General features: G+C 70.1%; 17 protein-coding genes. 9 read left to right on the top strand and 8 right to left on the bottom strand.

The window, feature by feature from the left end:
- Positions 1-101 precede the first annotated feature (101 nt).
- Entirely contained in the window at positions 102-1,346 is a 1,245-nt protein-coding gene (locus AB0B39_RS01655) for a hypothetical protein (RefSeq protein ID WP_357573236.1), read from the top strand.
- Positions 1,347-1,373: 27 nt separating this feature from the next.
- Here AB0B39_RS01655 and AB0B39_RS01650 read toward each other — a convergent pair whose 3' ends face one another.
- Positions 1,374-1,811: a VOC family protein gene (locus AB0B39_RS01650; RefSeq protein WP_357573235.1), complete on the bottom strand. Its 438-nt coding sequence runs from the start codon at positions 1,809-1,811 to the stop codon at positions 1,374-1,376.
- Positions 1,812-2,092: 281 nt separating this feature from the next.
- On the opposite strand from AB0B39_RS01650, the gene AB0B39_RS01645 reads away from it, so the two are divergent.
- From AB0B39_RS01645 to AB0B39_RS01635, 3 genes are all read left to right on the top strand, one after another.
- Positions 2,093-3,205, top strand: coding sequence for a ricin-type beta-trefoil lectin domain protein (locus tag AB0B39_RS01645; protein WP_357573234.1), 1,113 nt, complete (start codon positions 2,093-2,095; stop codon positions 3,203-3,205).
- Positions 3,202-4,470 carry a cellulose binding domain-containing protein gene (locus AB0B39_RS01640; protein WP_357573233.1) on the top strand — a complete coding sequence of 423 codons (1,269 nt, stop codon included), beginning with the start codon at positions 3,202-3,204 and terminating at the stop codon, positions 4,468-4,470. The genes AB0B39_RS01645 and AB0B39_RS01640 overlap by 4 nt, the downstream gene beginning before the upstream one ends.
- A gap of 299 nt (positions 4,471-4,769) precedes the next feature.
- A complete protein-coding gene (locus AB0B39_RS01635; protein WP_357573232.1) occupies positions 4,770-6,887 on the top strand; it encodes an MMPL family transporter in 2,118 nt (705 codons plus the stop codon).
- 75 nt (positions 6,888-6,962) lie between these two features.
- Here AB0B39_RS01635 and AB0B39_RS01630 read toward each other — a convergent pair whose 3' ends face one another.
- From AB0B39_RS01630 to AB0B39_RS01620, 3 genes are all read right to left on the bottom strand, one after another.
- Positions 6,963-7,481: a flavoprotein gene (locus tag AB0B39_RS01630; RefSeq protein ID WP_357573231.1), complete on the bottom strand. Its 519-nt coding sequence runs from the start codon at positions 7,479-7,481 to the stop codon at positions 6,963-6,965.
- 191 nt (positions 7,482-7,672) lie between these two features.
- Positions 7,673-8,533 carry a cellulose binding domain-containing protein gene (locus AB0B39_RS01625; RefSeq protein ID WP_357573230.1) on the bottom strand — a complete coding sequence of 287 codons (861 nt, stop codon included), beginning with the start codon at positions 8,531-8,533 and terminating at the stop codon, positions 7,673-7,675.
- 119 nt (positions 8,534-8,652) lie between these two features.
- Entirely contained in the window at positions 8,653-9,843 is a 1,191-nt protein-coding gene (locus tag AB0B39_RS01620) for a hypothetical protein (RefSeq protein WP_357573229.1), read from the bottom strand.
- Between the two features lie 66 nt (positions 9,844-9,909).
- On the opposite strand from AB0B39_RS01620, the gene AB0B39_RS01615 reads away from it, so the two are divergent.
- From AB0B39_RS01615 to AB0B39_RS01605, 3 genes are all read left to right on the top strand, one after another.
- Positions 9,910-10,881 carry an S-4TM family putative pore-forming effector gene (locus AB0B39_RS01615; protein WP_357493898.1) on the top strand — a complete coding sequence of 324 codons (972 nt, stop codon included), beginning with the start codon at positions 9,910-9,912 and terminating at the stop codon, positions 10,879-10,881.
- A 24-nt stretch (positions 10,882-10,905) separates the two neighbouring features.
- The gene (locus tag AB0B39_RS01610) at positions 10,906-11,073 is read left to right on the top strand and encodes a hypothetical protein (protein ID WP_357493900.1); all 168 of its coding nucleotides are present in this window, start codon (positions 10,906-10,908) and stop codon (positions 11,071-11,073) included.
- Between the two features lie 393 nt (positions 11,074-11,466).
- Positions 11,467-12,177: a hypothetical protein gene (locus AB0B39_RS01605; protein WP_357573228.1), complete on the top strand. Its 711-nt coding sequence runs from the start codon at positions 11,467-11,469 to the stop codon at positions 12,175-12,177.
- On the opposite strand, the gene AB0B39_RS01600 is transcribed toward AB0B39_RS01605, so the two are convergent.
- Both AB0B39_RS01600 and AB0B39_RS01595 read right to left on the bottom strand, forming a co-directional pair.
- Positions 12,082-12,450 carry a DUF4180 domain-containing protein gene (locus tag AB0B39_RS01600; protein ID WP_357573227.1) on the bottom strand — a complete coding sequence of 123 codons (369 nt, stop codon included), beginning with the start codon at positions 12,448-12,450 and terminating at the stop codon, positions 12,082-12,084. The genes AB0B39_RS01605 and AB0B39_RS01600 overlap by 96 nt on opposite strands.
- Positions 12,443-12,892, bottom strand: a complete 450-nt coding sequence (locus AB0B39_RS01595) for a helix-turn-helix domain-containing protein (protein ID WP_357573226.1) — start codon at positions 12,890-12,892, stop codon at positions 12,443-12,445. Before AB0B39_RS01595 ends, AB0B39_RS01600 begins: the two co-directional genes overlap by 8 nt.
- A 114-nt stretch (positions 12,893-13,006) precedes the next feature.
- On the opposite strand from AB0B39_RS01595, the gene AB0B39_RS01590 reads away from it, so the two are divergent.
- Positions 13,007-16,474: an AAA family ATPase gene (locus AB0B39_RS01590; protein WP_357573225.1), complete on the top strand. Its 3,468-nt coding sequence runs from the start codon at positions 13,007-13,009 to the stop codon at positions 16,472-16,474.
- 107 nt (positions 16,475-16,581) lie between these two features.
- Here AB0B39_RS01590 and AB0B39_RS01585 read toward each other — a convergent pair whose 3' ends face one another.
- Both AB0B39_RS01585 and AB0B39_RS01580 read right to left on the bottom strand, forming a co-directional pair.
- On the bottom strand, positions 16,582-17,436 hold the full coding sequence (locus tag AB0B39_RS01585; protein ID WP_357493910.1) for an ABC transporter permease: 855 nt from the start codon (positions 17,434-17,436) through the stop codon (positions 16,582-16,584).
- Positions 17,433-18,446, bottom strand: coding sequence for an ATP-binding cassette domain-containing protein (locus tag AB0B39_RS01580; RefSeq protein WP_357573224.1), 1,014 nt, complete (start codon positions 18,444-18,446; stop codon positions 17,433-17,435). Before AB0B39_RS01580 ends, AB0B39_RS01585 begins: the two co-directional genes overlap by 4 nt.
- A gap of 175 nt (positions 18,447-18,621) precedes the next feature.
- Here AB0B39_RS01580 and AB0B39_RS01575 point away from each other — a divergent pair, with 175 nt between their 5' ends.
- The gene (locus AB0B39_RS01575) at positions 18,622-19,137 is read left to right on the top strand and encodes a GNAT family N-acetyltransferase (RefSeq protein ID WP_357573223.1); all 516 of its coding nucleotides are present in this window, start codon (positions 18,622-18,624) and stop codon (positions 19,135-19,137) included.
- Positions 19,138-19,155: the final 18 nt, after the last annotated feature.

Below are 19,155 nucleotides of genomic sequence, written 5' to 3'. Positions count from 1 at the left end.
CCGTCGGCGTCCGTCAATTCTCTCCTTTCGGGCGCAACGGGAGACATCGATTCGACGAGCGTTGCCTGTCACGTACGTGAGCGGTTGTACCGCGTGTGACCGTGACCGCACTGCTGGCACCTCCCTCCTGGCGGCTCGCCTGGGCCGAGCGCGAGAACGAGCGCCGCCGGCGCGCGTACCGCGACGCCACCGCCGCCTGGCGCCGGCGCGGGGACCACCTGGTCCGGCTACGGATCGAAGCCGCCGGGTTCCTCGGGTGTACGCGGCCACGAACCGGCCTCCCCGTCGACCTCGACGTCGACGAACTCGTCTTCCGGGTCGTACCCGTCGCAGAGCTCGTCGAGGCGGAGGCCCGGCACGTCGCCGGCCTGCCCGCGCCCGGCGGCTGCGCCTTCACCGAGACCACCGACGCGGCAGTGCCTCCGGGCCTGCGGAGCGTCGACAGTGGCCTGGCCGTCGTGACCAGCCATCGCGTGGCCTTCGCCGGCCGCGAGCACCGGCGCGAGTGGCGGTACGCGGACCTGCTCGGCGCCGCCCACCACCCCGACGTGCCCGTCACCCTGCTGCACGACCACGGCCGACTCTCCGGGCTGCTGGTCCCGGCCGGCACCGCCGTGAACTTCCGCTTCTATCTCACCCTCGCGGCCGCCTCGGCCGCCGGGGATCGTGCCGCCGTCACCGCGCAGCTCGACGCCCTGCTGGCCGCGCACCAGGCATCCCCGCCCGTGCCGCCGCCGACGGTCGGGCCGGCCGACGCGCCGCTGACCGCGGTACGCCCCGACCGCCGGGTGCTCGCCGTCGCCGCCGTCGCGACCGTGGTGTTCGCGGCACTGGGCCCCGGTGCCGTGGGACCACAGCAGGCCGGGCCGATGCGGCGGGCGGAAGCGGCGACAGTCGAACCGGCCGCGCGGAACACCGGTGTGCTCGCCCCGCTGCGGGTGCCCGCCGTCCTGGTGGCACCGCCGGCCCTGGTTCCGCCCGCCCGTCCGGCCGAGCCGGCACGGCCTCCGGCGGCCGAACCGCTGCGGCCCGCCGCGCCGGTCCCGTCCGCCGTCGCGGCTGCTGCGCCGGTGCCGGCGACCGCTCCGCAGTCGTCCACCGCTCCGCGGCCGTCCACCGAGCCGTCGCCGTCCATCGAACCGCCGCCATCCAGCGTGCCGACGCCCTCCAGCGCTCCCGAACCGTCGGCCAGCGCGATGACGCCTACCGACCCGCCCACGGCGGCCCGGCCCGGCGCACCGTCGCCCTCGCCAACCACGACACCCGATCCCGCCCTGTTGACGGTGTGCCTGGACACCCTGCTGCCGCTTGTGGACCGGCTGCTCTGCCCGCCGACCGGGCCGTGATCCGCCGCCGCTGCCGCTGGGGGCGGGTCAGGCCGTGGTGCCGAAGTCGGGGAGGGTGAGCGAGCCGTCCGGGCCGAGCGTGAAGCCGGGGTTCCAGGCGATCTCCCAGACGTGACCGTCCGGGTCGGCGAAGTAGCCGGCGTAGCCGCCGTAGAACGTCTCGCGCGCCGGCTGGGTCACCTCGGCGCCGGCCTCGCCGGCGGTGGCCATCACCTCGTCCACCTCGGCCCGCGAGCGGACGTTCTGGGCCAGGGTCATTCCGCCGAAGCCACCGGTGTCCGGGTTGGGGACGTCCGCGTCGGCGGCCAGCTTGTCGCGACTCCACAGGACGAGGGCCAGGCCGCCGGCCTGGAAGAAGACAGTCCCCTCGACCTCCTGGCCGCGCCAGCCGAGGTGCTCGTAGAAGGTCTTGGCGCGTGGCAGGTCCGAGACGCCGAGGGTGATCAGGCTGATCCGCTGCTCCATCTTCGTAACCTAACGCGCGATCCCTCGGCAGCCGACGTTGCCGGTAGACCAGAGCAATCCAATGTATCTACAATCGTCGCTGTTAACGCTCACACTCGTCCCAGTGCTGAGGCAGTGACGCCGTGCCGACGTGACGATCGGCGCGCGCCGGGTGAACGCCCGGCAGCCGGCGGCTGCTCGGTCCGGTCGGCCCCGATCCCAGACGGTTGCCGGCCGCCCGTGGCGGCCCTACCGGTCGGCCCATGCCCTCGGCCAGCTCGACCAATCCAGGGGAGAAAGCTATGCGAACGAGGGCACGATGGCTCGCGACGCTCGCCGCGCTCGGTGTCGTGGTTGCTTCGGTGGTGACACCCACCGGACCGGCCAACGCGGAATCCAACGGTGGAGTGCGGGTGATGCCGCTCGGCGACTCCATCACCGAGGGAACCCAGGTGCCCGGCGGGTACCGCATCGGGCTCTGGCAGCGTCTCGCCGCGGGGCGGTACACGGTGGACTTCGTCGGATCGCAGTTCAACGGGCCGGCCAGCCTGGGCGACCACGACCACCAGGGGCACCCCGGCTGGCGCATCGACCAGATCGACGCCAACATCGTCGGCTGGCTGAACACCCAGCGACCGCAGACCGTCCTGCTGCACATCGGCACCAACGACATCCTGCAGAACTACAACGTGAGCACCGCGCCGAACCGGCTCTCCACCCTGATCGACAAGATCACCAGCACCGTGCCCACCACCGAGGTGTTCGTGGCGCAGATCATCCCGATCTCGAACAGCGGCCAGAACGCGGCCGCCCGTACCTTCAACGCGGCGATCCCCGGCATCGTCCAGAGCAAGGTCAGCGCCGGCAAGCGGGTGCACCTGGTCGACATGTACAGCGCGCTCAGCACCTCTGACCTGATCGACGGCGTCCACCCCACCGCCAGCGGCTACGACAAGATGGCCGCCCGCTGGTACAGCGCGTTGCAGTCGGTGCCCGGCAGCATCGGCAACCCGAGCAGCGGCGGCGGACAGACCACCACGATCGTCGGCACCCGGTCGGGCCGGTGCGTCGACGTCCCCGGCGCCTCCACCACCAACAGCACCCAGCTGCAGTTGTGGGACTGCCACGGCGGCACCAACCAGCAGTGGACCTACACGTCCACCAAGGCGCTGACCGTCTACGGCAACAAGTGCCTCGACGCCGCCGGCAACGGCACCTCCCCGGGCACCCAGGTCACCATCTACGACTGCCACGGCGGGACGAACCAGCAGTGGAACGTCAACACGAACGGCACCATCACCGGCGTGCAGTCCGGCCTCTGCCTCGACCCGTACAACCAGGGCACCGCCAACGGCACGAAGCTCGTCCTCTGGACCTGCACCGGCCAGGCCAACCAGCAGTGGAGCCGTCGATGAAGCAGCCAACACGATGGCTGACGGCCACGCTCGCGCTGGTCCTCGGCCTGGCGATGGCGACAGCGACACGGGACGCGGCCGCCGCGGACAGCCCGTACCAGCGGGGGCCGGATCCGACCCTGGCCAGCGTCGCCGCCACCCGGGGCCCGTTCGCCACGACCCAGGCGACGGTGCCCGCCGGCAACGGCTTCAACGGTGGGTACGTCTACTACCCGACCGACACCAGCCAGGGCACCTGGGGTGCGGTAGCGATAGTCCCCGGCTATTCCGCCCTGTTCGCCAACGAGGAAGCCTGGATGGGCCCCTGGCTGGCGTCCTTCGGCTTCGTGGTGATCGGCATCGAAACCAACAGCCGCACCGACGGCGCCGACGCCCGTGCCACCCAGCTGCTCGCGGCGCTGGACTACCTCACCCGCACCAGCCCGATCCGCAACCGGGTCGACCCCAACCGGCTGAGCGTCATGGGCCACTCGGCGGGCGGAGCGGGAACCCTCCTCGCCGCCCTCCGGCGGCCGACCCTGAAGGCGGCGGTCGGCCTCGCACCCGGTACGCCCGGCAACAACCTGAACATGTCCACCACCCAGGTCCCCACCATGCTCCTGTCGGGACAGAACGACGGCACGGTCACGCCCTCCTACGTGCAGGGCATCTACAACACCCTGCCCGCCGGCGTGGAACATGCCTGGGCGGAGCTGGCCGGCAACGACCACCTCTCGTTCACCAGGTCGAATCCCACCGAGATGCGACTCCTGATCCCCTGGCTCAAGACGTTCCTGGACAACGACACCCGCTACACGCAGTTCCTCTGCCCACTGGCCGACAGCACCGGCGTCTCGCGGTACAACGCCACCTGCCCGCTGCTGCCGCCGGACGGGCCGACGTCACCACCCACGACCACCCCGCCCACGACGACCCCGCCCACGTCCACGCCACCCACTACCAGTGCGCCGACCACGCCGCCGCCCTCCGGCGCTGCCTGCACCGCGACGTACCGCACGGTCAACTCGTGGTCCGGCGGCTTCCAGGGTGAGGTGACCGTGACGGCGGGCACCGCCGCCGTCAACGGCTGGACCGTCACGTGGAACCTCGGCAACGGCCAGAGCATCAGTCAGGTCTGGAGCGGCACGTTGAGCACCAGCGGTTCGACCGCGACCGTCCGCAACGTCTCCTACAACGGGTCGCTCGCCCCCGGCGGCACGACGACCTTCGGCTTCCTCGGTTCCGGTACGCCAGCAAACGCGTCACCGACCTGCGCCAGCCCGTGAGCAGTCGTAGGACATAACCGCGGGTCGTACGGCTCCGATCGGAGCCGCCTGTGGATCGCCGCGCCCTCGGCGGCAAGCGTCGAGGTGCGCGGCGAGGCTCGCCGACCTAGCTGAAACTCCCGCGGTCCTTGAAGGCCATGCATCCGAAAAGGAGTGGCGGGCGACGGTAATCTGCACAGCGGGTAGTGAAGACCACCCACAAGAGTGATGGGGTGTCCGCCCTGGGCGCTCCAGGCCCAGACGACGGTGGTGTCGAACGTACGGGGGAAACCATGTTCGAGCGGCTGGGCAGATTCGTTGTGGGCAGAGCGTGGTGGGTGATCGCCGGGTGGGTGTTGGCGGCGGCCGCCATCATCGCCACCACGCCATCGCTGAGCGACATCACCTCAGCGGATCAGGAGAGCTTCCTGCCCCGCTCGTACGAGTCCGTACAGGCCACCGAGCTCGGGCAGAAGGCGTTTCCGCAGCAGGCAACCGCGACCGCCGTCATCGTGGTCAAGCGCGCCGACGGTCAGAAACTCACGCCGGCGGATGAGGCGAAGGTGGGCCAGCTCGCCCAGGCGCTCAAGGCCAGGAACATCCCGCACACGTCCGGCTACCTGACCGGTCCGCCAGCTGTGGCGCCGGACAAGTCGGTGCAGATCATCAACGTCGGGCTGGACGCCCCCACCCCTGACGATCCGACGCTGCTCGACGCCGTCCGCGATCTGCGGGCGGACATCGGCCCGGAGCTGGCGAACAGTGGACTGTCCGCGGGCGTGGCCGGCGACGTGGCGAGCTTCGTCGACAACGAGGACACCTTCAACAACGCCTTCGCCGTGGTCGGCATCGCGACGATCATCCTGATCATCGGACTGATCCTGATCATCTTCCGGAGTCCCATCGCCGCACTGCTGCCCGTGGTGGTCGTCGGCGTCGTCCTGAGCATCACGACCGGTCTCGTCGCCGCCGCCGGCAAGGCATTCGATCTCAGTGTCAGCCAGGACCTGCAGACGATCCTGCTGATCGTGCTGTTCGGCATCGGTACCGATTACATCCTGTTTCTGCTCTTCCGCTACCGGGAGCGACTGCGCGCCGGCGACGACAAGCGCACCGCGATGATCGTCACCGTCCAGCGGGTCGGCGAGGTCATCACCTCGGCCGCCGGAGCGGTAATCGTCGCGTTCCTCGTGCTGCTCCTCGCCTCCCTGGGCTTCTTCGGCTCGCTCGGCCCGGCGCTCGCCATCGCGGTCGGCGTCATGCTTGTCACCTCGCTCACCCTCGTCCCCGCAGTCGTCTCCCTGCTCGGCCGGTACGTCTTCTGGCCGTCGAAGGCGTGGCAGCGTACGCCCAAGGCCACCCTGTCCCACCGGCTCGGCACCACAGTCGGGCGCCGGCCGGCACTCGTCGCGGCGATCTCCGGCGTCATCCTGGTCGCGCTCGCCGCAGGCGTACTGAGCTACAAGGCCGACTACGACTTCAGCGCCGGCTTCCCACAGGACACCGAGTCGGCGAAGGCCGCCCAGGACCTCCAGCGCGGGTTCGCCGCCGGTGCGCTCGCCCCGACCGAGGTCTACCTGACCACCACCAACCGGTCGCCGCTGACCGAGCAACAGGTCAACGACTTTGCTGCAGCCGTAGCGAAAGCCCCGGGTGTGGGTCAGGCGCAGCCTCCGGAGCGCAGCACCGACCCGAGTGTGGCCCGGGTCAACCTGCTGCTCAACGAGAACCCGGTCTCCAACGAGGCGATCACCCTCGTCCGCGAGGACCTGCGCGGCGCCGTGCACGCGTCGGCGCCGCCTGGCACCCGGGCGCTGGTCGGCGGGACCACCGCGATCTTCGCGGACATCAACTCGGCGAACAACCGCGACCTGTCGGTGATCCTGCCGGTAGCGGCCGGCCTGATCGCGCTGATCCTCGCGCTGCTGCTGCGCAGCCTGGTCGCGCCGATCTACCTCGTGATTGCGGTGCTGCTCAACTTCGCCGCCACGCTGGGCGCCACCGTCTACCTCTTCCAAGGGCTGCAAGGCGAGCCAGGTGTCACCTTCCAGTTGCCGATCATCCTCTACCTCTTCGTCGTGGCCATCGGGACCGACTACAACATCCTGATGATCGCCCGACTACGCGAGGAAGCGCGGGAAGGCAGCGAGCCGCATGAGGCAGCCGCCATCGGCGTGCAGCACGCCGGTCCGACGGTCGCGGCAGCAGGACTGATCCTGGCCGGGACGTTCGCGGTGCTGCTGCTCGCGCCGATCTCGTTCCTGCAGCAGATGGGCTTCGCGGTGGCGATCGGCATCGTGCTGTCGGCGTTCGTCATGTCGATGTTCTTCGTTCCCGCGCTGACCGCGCTGATCGGGCACAAGGCGTGGTGGCCGGGGCACGGCGACGAGCGGCCGACCAGCGGGCGACACGCCCGTGCCGTCGACCAGCCGGGCTAGTGGCACTGCGACGGCAGGATTCGAGTCGAATTCGACACGACTATCCCCGACCCACCGCCTGGCGCCGGACAGGGTTCAAGAAGGGCGAATCGAGCGTATTGCCTCGACGACTGCGCTCCACGGAGTCGATCCCTGCCTCGGGCTGAGCACTCTACCGTCGGCGATGACAACACCCGCTGCGCGCAGCACCCGCACATGGCCCGCATGCGCCGGGTGACGGGCCAGCTCCGCCTTGACGTGTGGAAAGGCGACGATCGGTAGGCCCGCGCCCAGCGATTCGTTGAGCACGCCGAGCGCCAGCGTGTCATTGATGCCCAGCGCCCACTTCGTCACCGTGTTGAACGTGACCGGCGCGGCCACCACCACGTCGGCCGGCGGGTGCGGCTCCGGGTCGCCGGGCATGCGCCACTCGACGCGTACGAGATAGCCGGTCTTTTCTTGCAACGCCGCCCGATCGAGCCACGGCGCGGCGGTGGGACTGACGATCATGCACACCTGCCACCCGTCGGCGATCAGCAGGTCGACCAGCTCGTCGATGTGCTCAGCGGGACCGGCGGCGCACACCACCAGATACAGCACCGGGCGTTCCGTCATGACCGCAGTCTGCCCGAGCCGGACGACGTTCGATCGGCGGGAGACGACCCGGGTCCTCGCGGCACGCGTCCGTCAACGTGTGCGGTCCGCCCGCGATGCTGGCCGGTGTCCGGTCGCGTCTGCGGTCCCTCGGCTTTCCCGCCGCCCACGTCCACACGCCGGTCACCTTCACCCGCTGACTCGCGATCGCGTCAGAACGTGTCGCCGAATTCGCGGACCCCGTCGACGTCCAGCGTGATCCGGTCGTTCTCGGTCCACTGGCCTGCGGGAGCGAGCCAGCTCGGGTCGTCGCGCTCGTCGATGTCGCTCCAACTGTGCCGGTGGTGGCGGAGCTGGATCGGCCCGGTCGACGCGCCCGGGGCGAGCGTCCCGCCGGTGAAGGTCAGCTCGACCCAGCCGGGGATCGTGGTGCCCGGGACCGGATAGCCGGGCGGCGTCCCCGGCGGGACGAAGAACAGCACTGTCTGCCGGACCTTGTCGCAGCCCAGCGCGGCCCAGTCGCAGTTGGTCACCAGCGAGGTGTTGCCGCCCTCGAAGCGCAGATGGTAGCGCACCCGGACGGTACTCAGGTCGAGCGGCCCGCCGCCGGTGTTGGTGACCTGGAGGACGTACTGGATCTGGTTGTTCGTCGGTGACCAGTCCAGGTTGCGGTAGCTGACCGTGGCCCGGCCGGCGGCGGTGCGGACGGTCGTCGTGGGGGAGCTGTCGGAGTAGCCGCCGGGCGCGCGGGCGGCGACCGCGATCCGGTACGTCGTGCCGGGCGCCAGGTCGGTGAGCATGAGGGTGGTGGCGGTGGTGGTGCCGAGGAGGCGGTACGTGTAGGGGCCCAGCGGCGCCTGCACCTCGTAGCTGATCGGACCGTCGCCGGTCGGCTCACCCGCCCAGGCGGCCGGCGCCCAGGTCAGGGTGAGCTGGTGTGGCTCGTTGGCCAGCACCGTCGGGCTGCCGGGGGTGGTCAGCGCCGGGGTGTCGTCGGCGCGGGCGGAGGCGACGGTGAGCAGGCTCGCCAGCACGGCGAGGGCGACGACGGCGGTGACGCGGCGGGCACGCATGGCCGAATCGTAACTGTGATTAACGAAGGTCTATCAGATTTTCCCACCTGGCGGCGTCAGCGCCCGGCGAGCTGACTGCCTCGGGTCTTTCGCACTTGGCGCTGGTTCAGGACTTGTGTCTATTTAGAATACGGCTGAGCCTCGGTGTAGGCATCTGCGGCTCTGGCGCCTAAGTTCAGATACCAATGATGGCCTGACCGGCCAACGTTGCTGTACGAAGTGTAAAGCAGTGACTGGGATAGCAGCGAGAGCAGGTATTGCTTATGAAAAATCTGACGATGGAATGGGTCTAAGCAGCCAACAGCTGCGGCGCGTATCGCTTGAACCGTAAGAGTGGAGGTCGACTCATCTGCTGCTGAAGTCACCGTCGGGCTTTCTTTCAGCAGTGCATGGGTGAGGGCTTTGCTTTGCGAATCGGGCATTCCATCTCGAACCGCCGACAGGACGGAAGAGAGGAGGAGGGCGGCCAGATCTCGTGACAGGGGGGCAGACGGATTGTATCCGGAGAGATCGATAAGGCGGATATCGTGAGCCGTGACCTTCGGATCCATTGTCGGAGGTACAAGAATGTTGTCTAGGTGCAGGTCTCCGTGGCTGTGCCCTGATATGTACTCGACTGACTTGGCGCGGAGGTGGGATCTGCCGGCCAGACGCTGAAGCAGCCCCGATGGCAGCATGCCTACTTGAATCACCGGGTCGGCCGCGTCGCTTTGGGTGTACGAGGGGCCGGTTTGACCGATCCGCGTCCCGGCGGCATCATCTTCTTGCGGTGTGCAGCCCAATTCGAGGCGGATGAAGCTCCTGGCGGAGGTGGTTATCCGTCTGAGACTCCCAGGATTGTTCCATTCTCGGAAAACTAGTCGGATGGTTGCCGTGGCCGCTTCCCGCTGGAGAGTAGTCGGCAATTCTCCCAATGTCCTGGCGTCCAGAAAAGCCTTGGGCGATTCCAGGAACATGATGGTGCGTCCGTCCTTCATGGCAACCGGAGGAAAGAGTTGCATGAAGAGATGCTGACCTGCGAACGCTGGTGCGTTTAGCCAGGCTCGTTCATGATTCTCTGGCTCGTTCGCTGGGCTTCCCTGGGCGCAGACCTTCATCAACGTGTCAGTCGGCTTGGCGGCCCTCCGGCTGGAGGTGATCTGGAGCCGCACCAGCAGTGCTCCACTGCCGCCACGTCGGCGCCAAGGCACTCCGGGAACGTCTACGGCAAGCGATTGATCTTGTGCCCACGCTTCGAGAGCCCGCAGCACCTCTGAGTCGCCAACATATCGGTCCAGGTCAGCGGCGTATTGACCGAGTTTCTGGTTCATCGGCACCGATGTTACTCAGGTCTTCGGGCAATCCTCAATCCTGCAGTCGCTCGGTATAGTGCCCGCATGCCTCCGCCTGAGCCCCTGTTCGTCAAAGCTCAGATCACGCCTTCGGCGCTGACGACGCTGAAGGCCATGTCGGTTTCACACGCGCGAGTTCGCGTTCTAGCGAGTGTTCGGCTCGCGTTGTCGGCGGTTATTGCCGTAGCTGGTGCGGTGGTCACCGTGACAGCACTTCCCGCAGCATGGATAACCGTGCTCGGTGCTGTGTGGGCGGGTGTGTATTCGATTGGTCTCGCATCATGGGTCGAGATGGAGTTAAATCGCGCTGCCAAGCTCCAGGAGATGTTCGAAGCGGAGCTGTTCGGGTTGGGTTGGAACACGGTCCTTGCGGGCCCCGTGGTTCGCTCGGAAGATGTCAGTCGGCTGAGCGGCAAGTTTGCGAGACGGAAAATCTCCGATGACTGGGATCACGTGCCGAACCTTCCGCGTCCCTTCAACGTCCTCGCTCGTCAGATCCAGAATCTCGGATGGGGTTCGAGGATTCGACGGCGGTACGCGAACGTGATTCAGGGAGTCTTGTTGGTGTGGACCCTCGCTGGCGCGGTAGTGGGATTTATCGGCGATTTTACTGTAGGTGAAATCGTGCTGCGATGGTACATTCCATCGCTGGGTGGGCTATTGCTGGGGATAGATGTTGTTCGTCAGCAACGAGCGATCGCGAAAGATCGCGAACGTGCGTGTGTATTTGCGGAGGAGGAGGTCCTGAAGGCTGCGACGAAGGCCGCTGGAGCGCTGCCGGACGCCGACTTGATATTGCTGTCGCGGCAGGTGCAAGATGTGCTCTTCAGGACACGTTGCCAGGCCCCGCGAGCGCCCAGTGGAATCTTCTACCGTGCCTTCTATGGCAATGACGAGATCGACTTCCGGGCTCCGGTTCAGCGGCTGGCGATGGCGCTCGCCCCTCCGGGCGGCACTGATGGCGTAACAGGTGATCCTGGCCTGATGTCCCCGCTCCCTGAGAGACGGAATCCATAACTCAGGTGAAGTCGAGTCCGAGTCGTGTACGCGTTTGAGCACCGCTTCTTTCACACTCGGCAAAGGCAGGCCCGCGTACCCGGCTGGTTCTTCCGACGGTTCCATGCCGCCGACCGGGTCGGCTTCCAGGCCGCGATGGTGAGCCTCGCCGAGTTGCTGGGCGCTCGCCCGCCGGCGGCTCGCACCGGCTGACGTCGCCTTCCGGGAGGCTATGGGACTCGGCTCACGAACCGCCTTGGCGCTGGATCCGTCCGTCGCCGGAGACCTTGGCCCGGCCCTGGTCGCGTTCGGTGCCGGCGGGGCCGGTCGCTGTACGGCGGTGCCGTTGGTCTGGCGAATGCTCAACTGTCGAACCCTGGCGGCCCGGAGCGCCGCTGCCCGGATGGCGCCGACCTCGCGCCGACTCGCCACCACTGTCGTGTTTGTTCTGCTTGTGGCTACCCATGCGGCACGCGTACCCGGTCGCCGGGCGGCTAGTCGTGAGCCCGCTCCCGGTTGATACCGCGATATGGCGTCAGCGGTCCGCAGGTGGGCGTCCCCGTCCGTAGCGTCCGACGGCAGGCGCAGGATCGAAAGGGGGCGGCCATGCAGGTGACCGGAGATGTGATGGTGTCGGATGAGGTCCCGGTGGCGGTTCGCGTCGACCGCTGGCGGGGTGGGCTGCCGCCGGATGCCTGGCCCGACAGCCTCCCGTCGACCGGCGTGATCTGGCGGCGGGACGCGTTTGCGGTCGCCGAGGCGTACCGGGCCGGGTCGGCGAGCGCGCGGCAACTGCTGGCCGCCGTGCTGGCCTGGGCCTACGGGCCGATCGGCTACGGGCCGTGGCGTGCCGCCAGGTCGCTCGCCGCTGACCCGCAGGGCACGCGCCTGGCGTACGCGCTCGAGGGCGTGTCGGGGCCGACGCCCGACGACGTTGCGCTGGGTAGGGCGTACCGGCGCTTGCGTGACCCCGACCAGGCTCGGCTGCCGTGGTTGGGGCCGGGCCTGGTCACCAAGGTTCTCTACTTCGTCGGCTACCGGCGTGGCGTCGGCGGGGTGCAGCCGTTGGTTCTCGACCGCGTCGTGGCCAGCCGTCTTCCCGCGGAAGCCGGTGTCCACCGGCCAAACGGCTGGTCGGCCGAGGAGTGGCTGGCCTATCTGCGCTGGGCGGCCGAGCAGGCCAACAGCCACGGTGTGGAAGCGGACGCGGTGGAGATGGCACTACGCCGTGGCGCGGAGGCGCTCGTCGAGGGCGTCGAGGTCGGGGACGAACCAGATGTGCCCGGCCTGGTTCGATTCGTGCACCAGAGCCCGTAGTGCCGAGCTGTCGTCCAGGTGTGCCGAGATGTCACCGACGATGGCCAGGCGCAGCCGGTAGTTGACGAACTTCTGCATCACGTCGCCGGCGAAGCGGGTGCCCAGCGAGAAGAAGCGTTCGTCGAGTCGGTTGGCGGGCACGGCCACCACCTGCGCGCCGGCGAAGGCCGCGCCGATCAGGTCCAGCGCGTCCTGTTCGGTGGCGACGATCGGGCCGGCCGGGTCGCAGACCAGCACCGGCACCCCGGCGCGTTCCTGGATCTCGTCAGGCATCGTGGACCTCCCGGTCGATCAGGCCGTTGTCGGCGTTGAGGACGGCGTCGAGCAGGTGCAGCACCTCTGCGGTGCCGGCGGGGTCGCCGAGGATGATGATCTTCAGGCGGCGGCGGTCATCGTCGTGCACGGTCTGCACCCGCAGCGGCCGGGCCGGGTCGTGTCCGGTGTTGACGCTGGCCAGCACGAGCGTGCCGAGCCGGTCGGCGGCGGCCCGGTCGACACCGTCGATCTGCACGATGCTCGACACCTCCGCCTGGCCGGCCACGTTGGGGGCGGGCGGCCGTCCGGTGAACGCGTCGAGATCGCTGGCGGCGATCCGGTACTGCTTGCCGATCCGCACGGCGCGCAGCCGGCCGGAGCGGATGTAGCCGCGCACCGTCCGCACGTGCAGGCCGAGCCGGTCAGCAACCTGTTCCACCGAGTACATTTCTTCCGTCATCGTTCCCTATCCTAACCCCATGGGGAAGGATAGGGATTCATGGGATAGCCGTTGCTTGTTGGCAGTCACAGCGAGACGCTCAGCGTCGGTGGGGTCCAGTACCGTCTGGGAACCATGGACGCGCGGGTCGGCGACGCCATCATCGGGCGGGATCACCCCGCGGGTCTGCTGCGCGCCGAGTTGGATCGGGCCGCCACGAGCCACGGCGGTTTCGTCCTGGTCACCGGCGAGCCGGGCATCGGCAAGACCACCCTCGTCACGTCGGTGGCGCGGGAGGCCCGCCAGCGTGGCGCGCTCGTGCTCGGTGCGGCCTGCTGGGATTCCGACAGCGCCCCCGGCTACTGGCCCTGGGTGCAGGTCCTGCGTGCCCTGCGCCGCTCCGCCGACGACTGGGCGCTCGCCCGACCGGACGCCGAGCCGGCCCTCGCCGCCCTGCTCGGCGAGACCGGCGGTGACGTGCCCGGCCTCGCCGCCACCTGGACCGCTCCGCCCGGCGGCAGCCACGTCGCCGAGCAGGAGGCGTTCGCCCTGTACGACGCGGTGACCGCCGCGCTGGTCGCGGTCTCGGCACACCGGCCGGTGGTGGTCGTCCTCGACGACCTGCACTGGGCCGACCCGGCCTCGCTGCGGCTGCTGGCGTTCGCCGCGCAGCACACCTGGTTCGAGCGGCTGTTGCTGATCGGCACGTACCGCGACGCGGAGGTCGAGGCGGGCGAGCACCCGCTGCGTCCGCTGCTGATGCCGCTGGTCGCCAAGGCCACCACGATCACCCTCACCGGCCTCGCCCGCGACGAGGTGGCCGCGTTGATGGCGCGTACCGCCGGACGGGAGCCCGACGCCGACCTGGTCGACGAGGTGCACCGGCGTACCGGCGGCAACCCGTTCTTCGTCGAACAGACCGCCCGGTTGTGGCATGCCGACGGCACGACCGGCACCATCGCGCCCGGCGTACGGGAGGCGGTGCGCCAGCGGCTCGACCAGTTGCCCGCGACGGTGGTCGAGGCGCTGACCGTTGCCGCCGTGCTCGGCCGTGAGTTCCACCGGGAGGTCCTGGCGGCCAGCGCGGCGGCTCCGGCGGCCCAGGTCGACCGGCTGCTCGACCAGGCGGTGACCGCCCGGCTGGTGGTGGCTCGCAGCAGTGGCCGGTTCGCCTTCGCCCACGACCTGGTCCGGGAGACCCTCTACGACGGGCTCACCGCCGACGACCGGCAGGCCCGCCATGCCGCGGTGGTCCGTGCGGTGGACCCGCCGACGGCCCTGACCGACCGGCTGATCCCGGCCGACCTGGCCCGACACGCCTACCTGGCCGGCCCGTCGCTCGACCGGGCCCGGGTCGTCGAGCTGCTGGTCGCCGCCGGGCGGGACGCGTTCGCCCGGCTCGCGGCCGACGAGGCCGGGGTGCACTTCCGCCGGGCGTTGGAGATCGTCGAGGACCCGGCGCAGCGGGTCCGGCTGCTCGTCGACTTCGGTGAGGTGCAATATCACCACGCCGGTCGGGACGAGGCCGTACGCCTGCTCGCCGAGGCCGCGACGCTGGCCCGCACCCTCGACGACCCGCTGCTGCTGGCCCGCGTCGCGCTCACCGTGCACCGGTCGCGCCAGGTCGACACCATCCGTTCGGTCGACACCGCGAACCTGGTGCGCGAGGCGTACCAGCGGTTGATCGGCGAGCCGTCGGCCACCGCGTCGGTGGCCACGCTGGTGGCCGATCTGATCACCGCTACGGAGACCATCGCGCGTTCCGGCCGTGACGACGAGGCGCTCACCTTCAGCCTGTGGGCGCGTCACGACACCACCTGGGGTCTGGGCACCGCGGCGGCGCGAGCCGCGCTCACCGCCGAGATCAGGGAGGTGGCCCGTCGCTCGGGCGACCGGGAGACCGAGTTGTGGGCCACCTCGCTGCGCTGGGTGGCGTTGCTGGAGCTGGGCGACCCCGGGTTCGTCGAGGAGTTCACCGCCTTCGTCACCGTGGGTCAGCAGGGCGACCTGGCCCGTCCCCGCATGGCGGCTGCGGTCGACGGCGGGATCATCGCGGCGTTCCGGGGCGACTTCGCCGAGGCCGACGAGCGGTTCACCGTCATCACCGACCTGTCCGACCCAGGGCACGCCGAGTTCGCCTTCATGGGTCATCACCTGCGCTGGGCCCGGCTGCTGTTGCAGGGGCGGTTCGACGAGATCGACGCGCTGCTGCACGAATGGGCGCCGACCGACTACCCCTACCGGGAGCTGCTGTCGGCGATCACGGCGGCCGAGCGCGGCGACGACGAGACGGCGGTGCGGCTGACCGCCGTCATCGAGGCCGCCGACATCCACTACCCGCGCCCGGTGTCACCGCTGTGGCTGCGCCTGCGGGCGCAGGCCGCCGCCGCGTCCCGCGATCCGCAACGCTGCCGCGACGCGCGTGCCGCGCTGGCCCCGCACCGAGGGCAGTGGGCGGTCGGGCTCTTCGGCTGCGACATCAGTGGGCCCGTCGACCACTGGCTCGCCGTGGTCGACGCCGCCGAGGAACGCTGGGACGACGCCATCGCCGGATTCACCGCGGCCCGCGAGGCCGCCGACCGGATGGGCTTCCGCCCCTGGTCGCTCATCGCTCGCGCCGGGCTGGTGAACGCCCTGGCCGGCCGCGACCACCCGGGCGACGCCGCGACGCGTGCCGAGCTGCGCGCCACCACCGCACGGGAGGCCACCGCCCTCGGCATGCGACAGGTGCTCCTGCGGCTCGCCGTCCCGGGAACGGCCGACGCCGAGCCGGACCAGGTCGCCGACCGGGGCGACGACGCCGGGCCAAACCACGTCGGCCGTCCGGGCCGCAGCACCGAGCCGGGTCGCACCGCCGAGCCGGGTCGCACCGCCGAGCCGGGCCGGACCACCGAGCCGGGCCGGACCACCGGGCCGGGTCGCACCGCCGGGCCGGACCGCGTCGCCGGCCGGGGCGACGACGCGGGGCCGGACCGGGTCGGCCTTCCGGGCCGCACCTTCGAGGTGGGCCAGGTCGTCGGGCGGCGTGAGGTGACGCTGCCCGACTCGACGACCGAGGGGTACGCCTTTCGACGCGACGGTCCGGTCTGGCGGCTCGCGTACGCCGGAGTCGTGGCGCATCTGCCCGACGCCAAGGGCCTGCACGACCTGCAGCTGCTGCTGAGTCGGCCCGGCAGCGACGTGCCGGCGGTGGAGCTGCTCGATCCGGCCGCCGGGCCGGTGTTGGCGGCCGCCCGCCGGATGGGCGGCGATCCGGTCCTCGACGACGAGGCGAAGGCCCGCTACCGGCGGCACCTGACCCGCCTCGACGACGAGATCGACCGCGCCGCCGCACGCGGCGACGAGGCGAAGGTGGTCGCGCTGGACGCCGAGCGCGGCGCGCTGCTCGACGAGCTGCGCGCCGCGGCGGGGCTGGCCGGCCGCAGCCGACGCCTGGGCGACGAGGCCGAACGCGCCCGCAAGACGGTCACCGCGCGGATCCGCGACACGTTACGCAAGCTCGACGACCGTCATCCCGCGCTCGCCAACCACCTGCGCGATTCGGTCACCACCGGCGCCACCTGCCGCTACCTCCCGCAGACCCGCCCACCCTGGCGCCTCTAACCCACCCCACCGCCGCGATCTTGCACTTTCGGTCCCCGAAATAGGGGGTTTCGCCACTCTTGTCGGGGCAGCAAGTGCAAGATCGCGGCGGTAGGGGACGGGAGGGGTCAGCGGCGGTTGTACTTGTACATGGTCAGCGTGCCGAAGACGAGCACGAAGCCGACGCTCCACACCAGCAGCCACATCGTGGCGGACGGGTCCGACTCGCCGGCCATCACCGCGCGCACCGAGGCCACCAGCTGCGTCACCGGGTTGACCTTCACGAACGCCTGGAGCCAGCCGGGCATGGTGCTCGGCTCGACGAAGACGTTGCTGAGGAACGTCAGCGGGAACAGCACCATCATGCTGACCCCCATCACCGACTTCTCGCTGCGCAGGATCAGCCCGAAGAACGTCCACACCCACGAGAACGCGAACGAGAAGATCACCAGCAGCCCGATGCCGCTGGCCACCCCGACGACGCCGCCGGCGGGTCGGAAGCCGAGCGCCAACCCGACGCCGAGGATGACCAGGGCGGCGAGGACGTAGCGCAGCACGTCGCCAAAGATCATGCCGACCAGGGCGGCCGGCCGCCAGACGGGCAGCGTCCGGAAGCGGTCGAAGATGCCCTTCTCGATGTCGGTGTTCAGGCCGACGCCGGTGTACATGGTGATCATCACGACGCTTGTCACCATGATGCCGGGCAGGAAGAACTGCAGGTAGTCACGCGGGCTGTCGGCGAGGGCGCCGCCGAACAGGTACGTGAACATCAGCACCATGATGATCGGGAACGCGGTGACGTCGAAGAGCTGCTCCGGCACGTGCTTGATCTTCAGCAGGGCCCGCCAGCCGAAGGTGAGCGACGCTCCCAGTGCGCTGGGTCGGGCCGGCCGCGCGCCCGGCGCGAGGACTGTCGCCAGCGCCTCGGCGGACGGTACGTAGACCGACGGCGCCCGTTCGGTAGTGGTGGTGGTGTCGCTCATCGGGCTGCCTCCAGCTCGTCGTCGCGCTCGTCGGCCGACACGGCCGGATGATCGGTCAGGGCCAGGAAGACCTCGTCCAGGCTCGGCTGACCGAGGGAGAAGTTGTCGACGACGATGCCGGCGCGGGCCAGGTCACCGAGCGCGCGGGCGGCCTGCGCGCTGGCGTCGAGGTCGCTGCCCGCCTCGCCGACCCGGGCGGTCAACGCGACCGGATCCGCGGCGAGCTGCACGGGCACGTTGAGGGCCTCGCGGAGCACCTTTTCGGCCTGCGGCCGCTGACCGGGGTCGCGCAGTCGCAGGTGGACGGTGCCGGAGCCGACCGACGACTTCAGCTCGCCCGGGGTGCCCTCCGCGATCACCCGGCCGTGGTCGACGACGGCGATTCGCCCGGCGAGCTGGTCTGCCTCGTCGAGGTACTGCGTGGTCAGCAGCACGGTCGTGCCGTGCGACACCACGGCCCGGACGATCTCCCACACCTGGTTGCGGCTGCGCGGGTCGAGACCCGTCGTCGGCTCGTCGAGGAAGAGCAGGTCAGGCGTGTTGAGGATGCTCGCGGCGATGTCGATGCGCCGCCGCATCCCACCGGAGTACTTCTTCACCTGCCGGTCGCTCGCCTCGGTCAGCCCGAACGCGGCGAGCAGCGCCGCCGCGCGCTCGCGGGCGGCCGGCTTGCGCAGGCCGAGCAGGCGGGCCAGGAGCACCAGGTTCTCCGTGCCGGTCAGGTCCTCGTCGACGGAGGCGTACTGGCCGGTGAGGCTGACCCGGCTGCGGACCTTGTCCGCCTCGGTGACCACGTCGTGCCCGAAAACCCGGGCGGTGCCGCCGTCGGGGCGCAGCAGCGTCGCCAACACCCGGACCGCTGTGGTCTTGCCCGCCCCGTTCGGGCCGAGCAGGCCGTAGACGGTGCCGGCGGGCACCCGCAGGTCCATGCCGGCCAGCGCCCGGGTCTCCCCAAACGAGCGGGTGAGCCCCTCTGCCTCGATGGCCAGGCCGGTGGAGCGTCTGTTCATCATCCCTACCTCTCGTTCGATGGCCGGCGACGTCGTGGTCGGTGAGGTCAACGACGCCGCCCACCACAGGGCGCGAGGTGACGACCGCCCGCCCGCTAGATCGGAACTAGCGGGCGCTGTTCCGGGCCGGAATGTCGGTGGGATCGGCTTGACTGGGGTCGACGAGGGGGGCGGAATGACGCAGGTACGCATCGAACCGTGGCACGAGGATGATCTCGACCTGCTGCGGCAGCTCAACTCACCTGACACGCGCCGGCACACCGGCGGCCCGGAGACCGACGAGCAGGTGCTCGCCCGCCACGACCGGTACGTGCACTTCGCCGAGGGCGGGCAGGGGTGCATGTTCACAGTGGTGCTGCCGGACGGCGTGCGGGCGGGCAGCGTCGGCTACTGGGCGCGCGAGTGGCGCGACCGACAGGTGTACGAGCTGGGCTGGGCGGTGCTGCCCGCGTACCGGGGAATGGGGCTGGCCACCGTCGCGGTGCGCGCGGCTCTCGACGTGGTTCGCGCCCGACGGGACCGGCGCTACGCGCACGCGTACCCGTCCGTCGACAACCCCGCCTCGAACGCGGTCTGCCGCAAGGCGGGCTTCACTCTGCTCGGAGAGACGAATTTCGAGTACCCACCCGGGCACCTGATGCGTGCCAACGACTGGCAGCTCGACCTGACCGCCCCGCCGACCGACGACTGAGGTCAGCGGGGCGGTCGC

The organism is Micromonospora sp. NPDC049114 (genome assembly GCF_040648635.1).
Classification (GTDB): domain Bacteria; phylum Actinomycetota; class Actinomycetes; order Mycobacteriales; family Micromonosporaceae; genus Micromonospora.
This window is presented reverse-complemented; position numbering and strand designations above follow the sequence as displayed.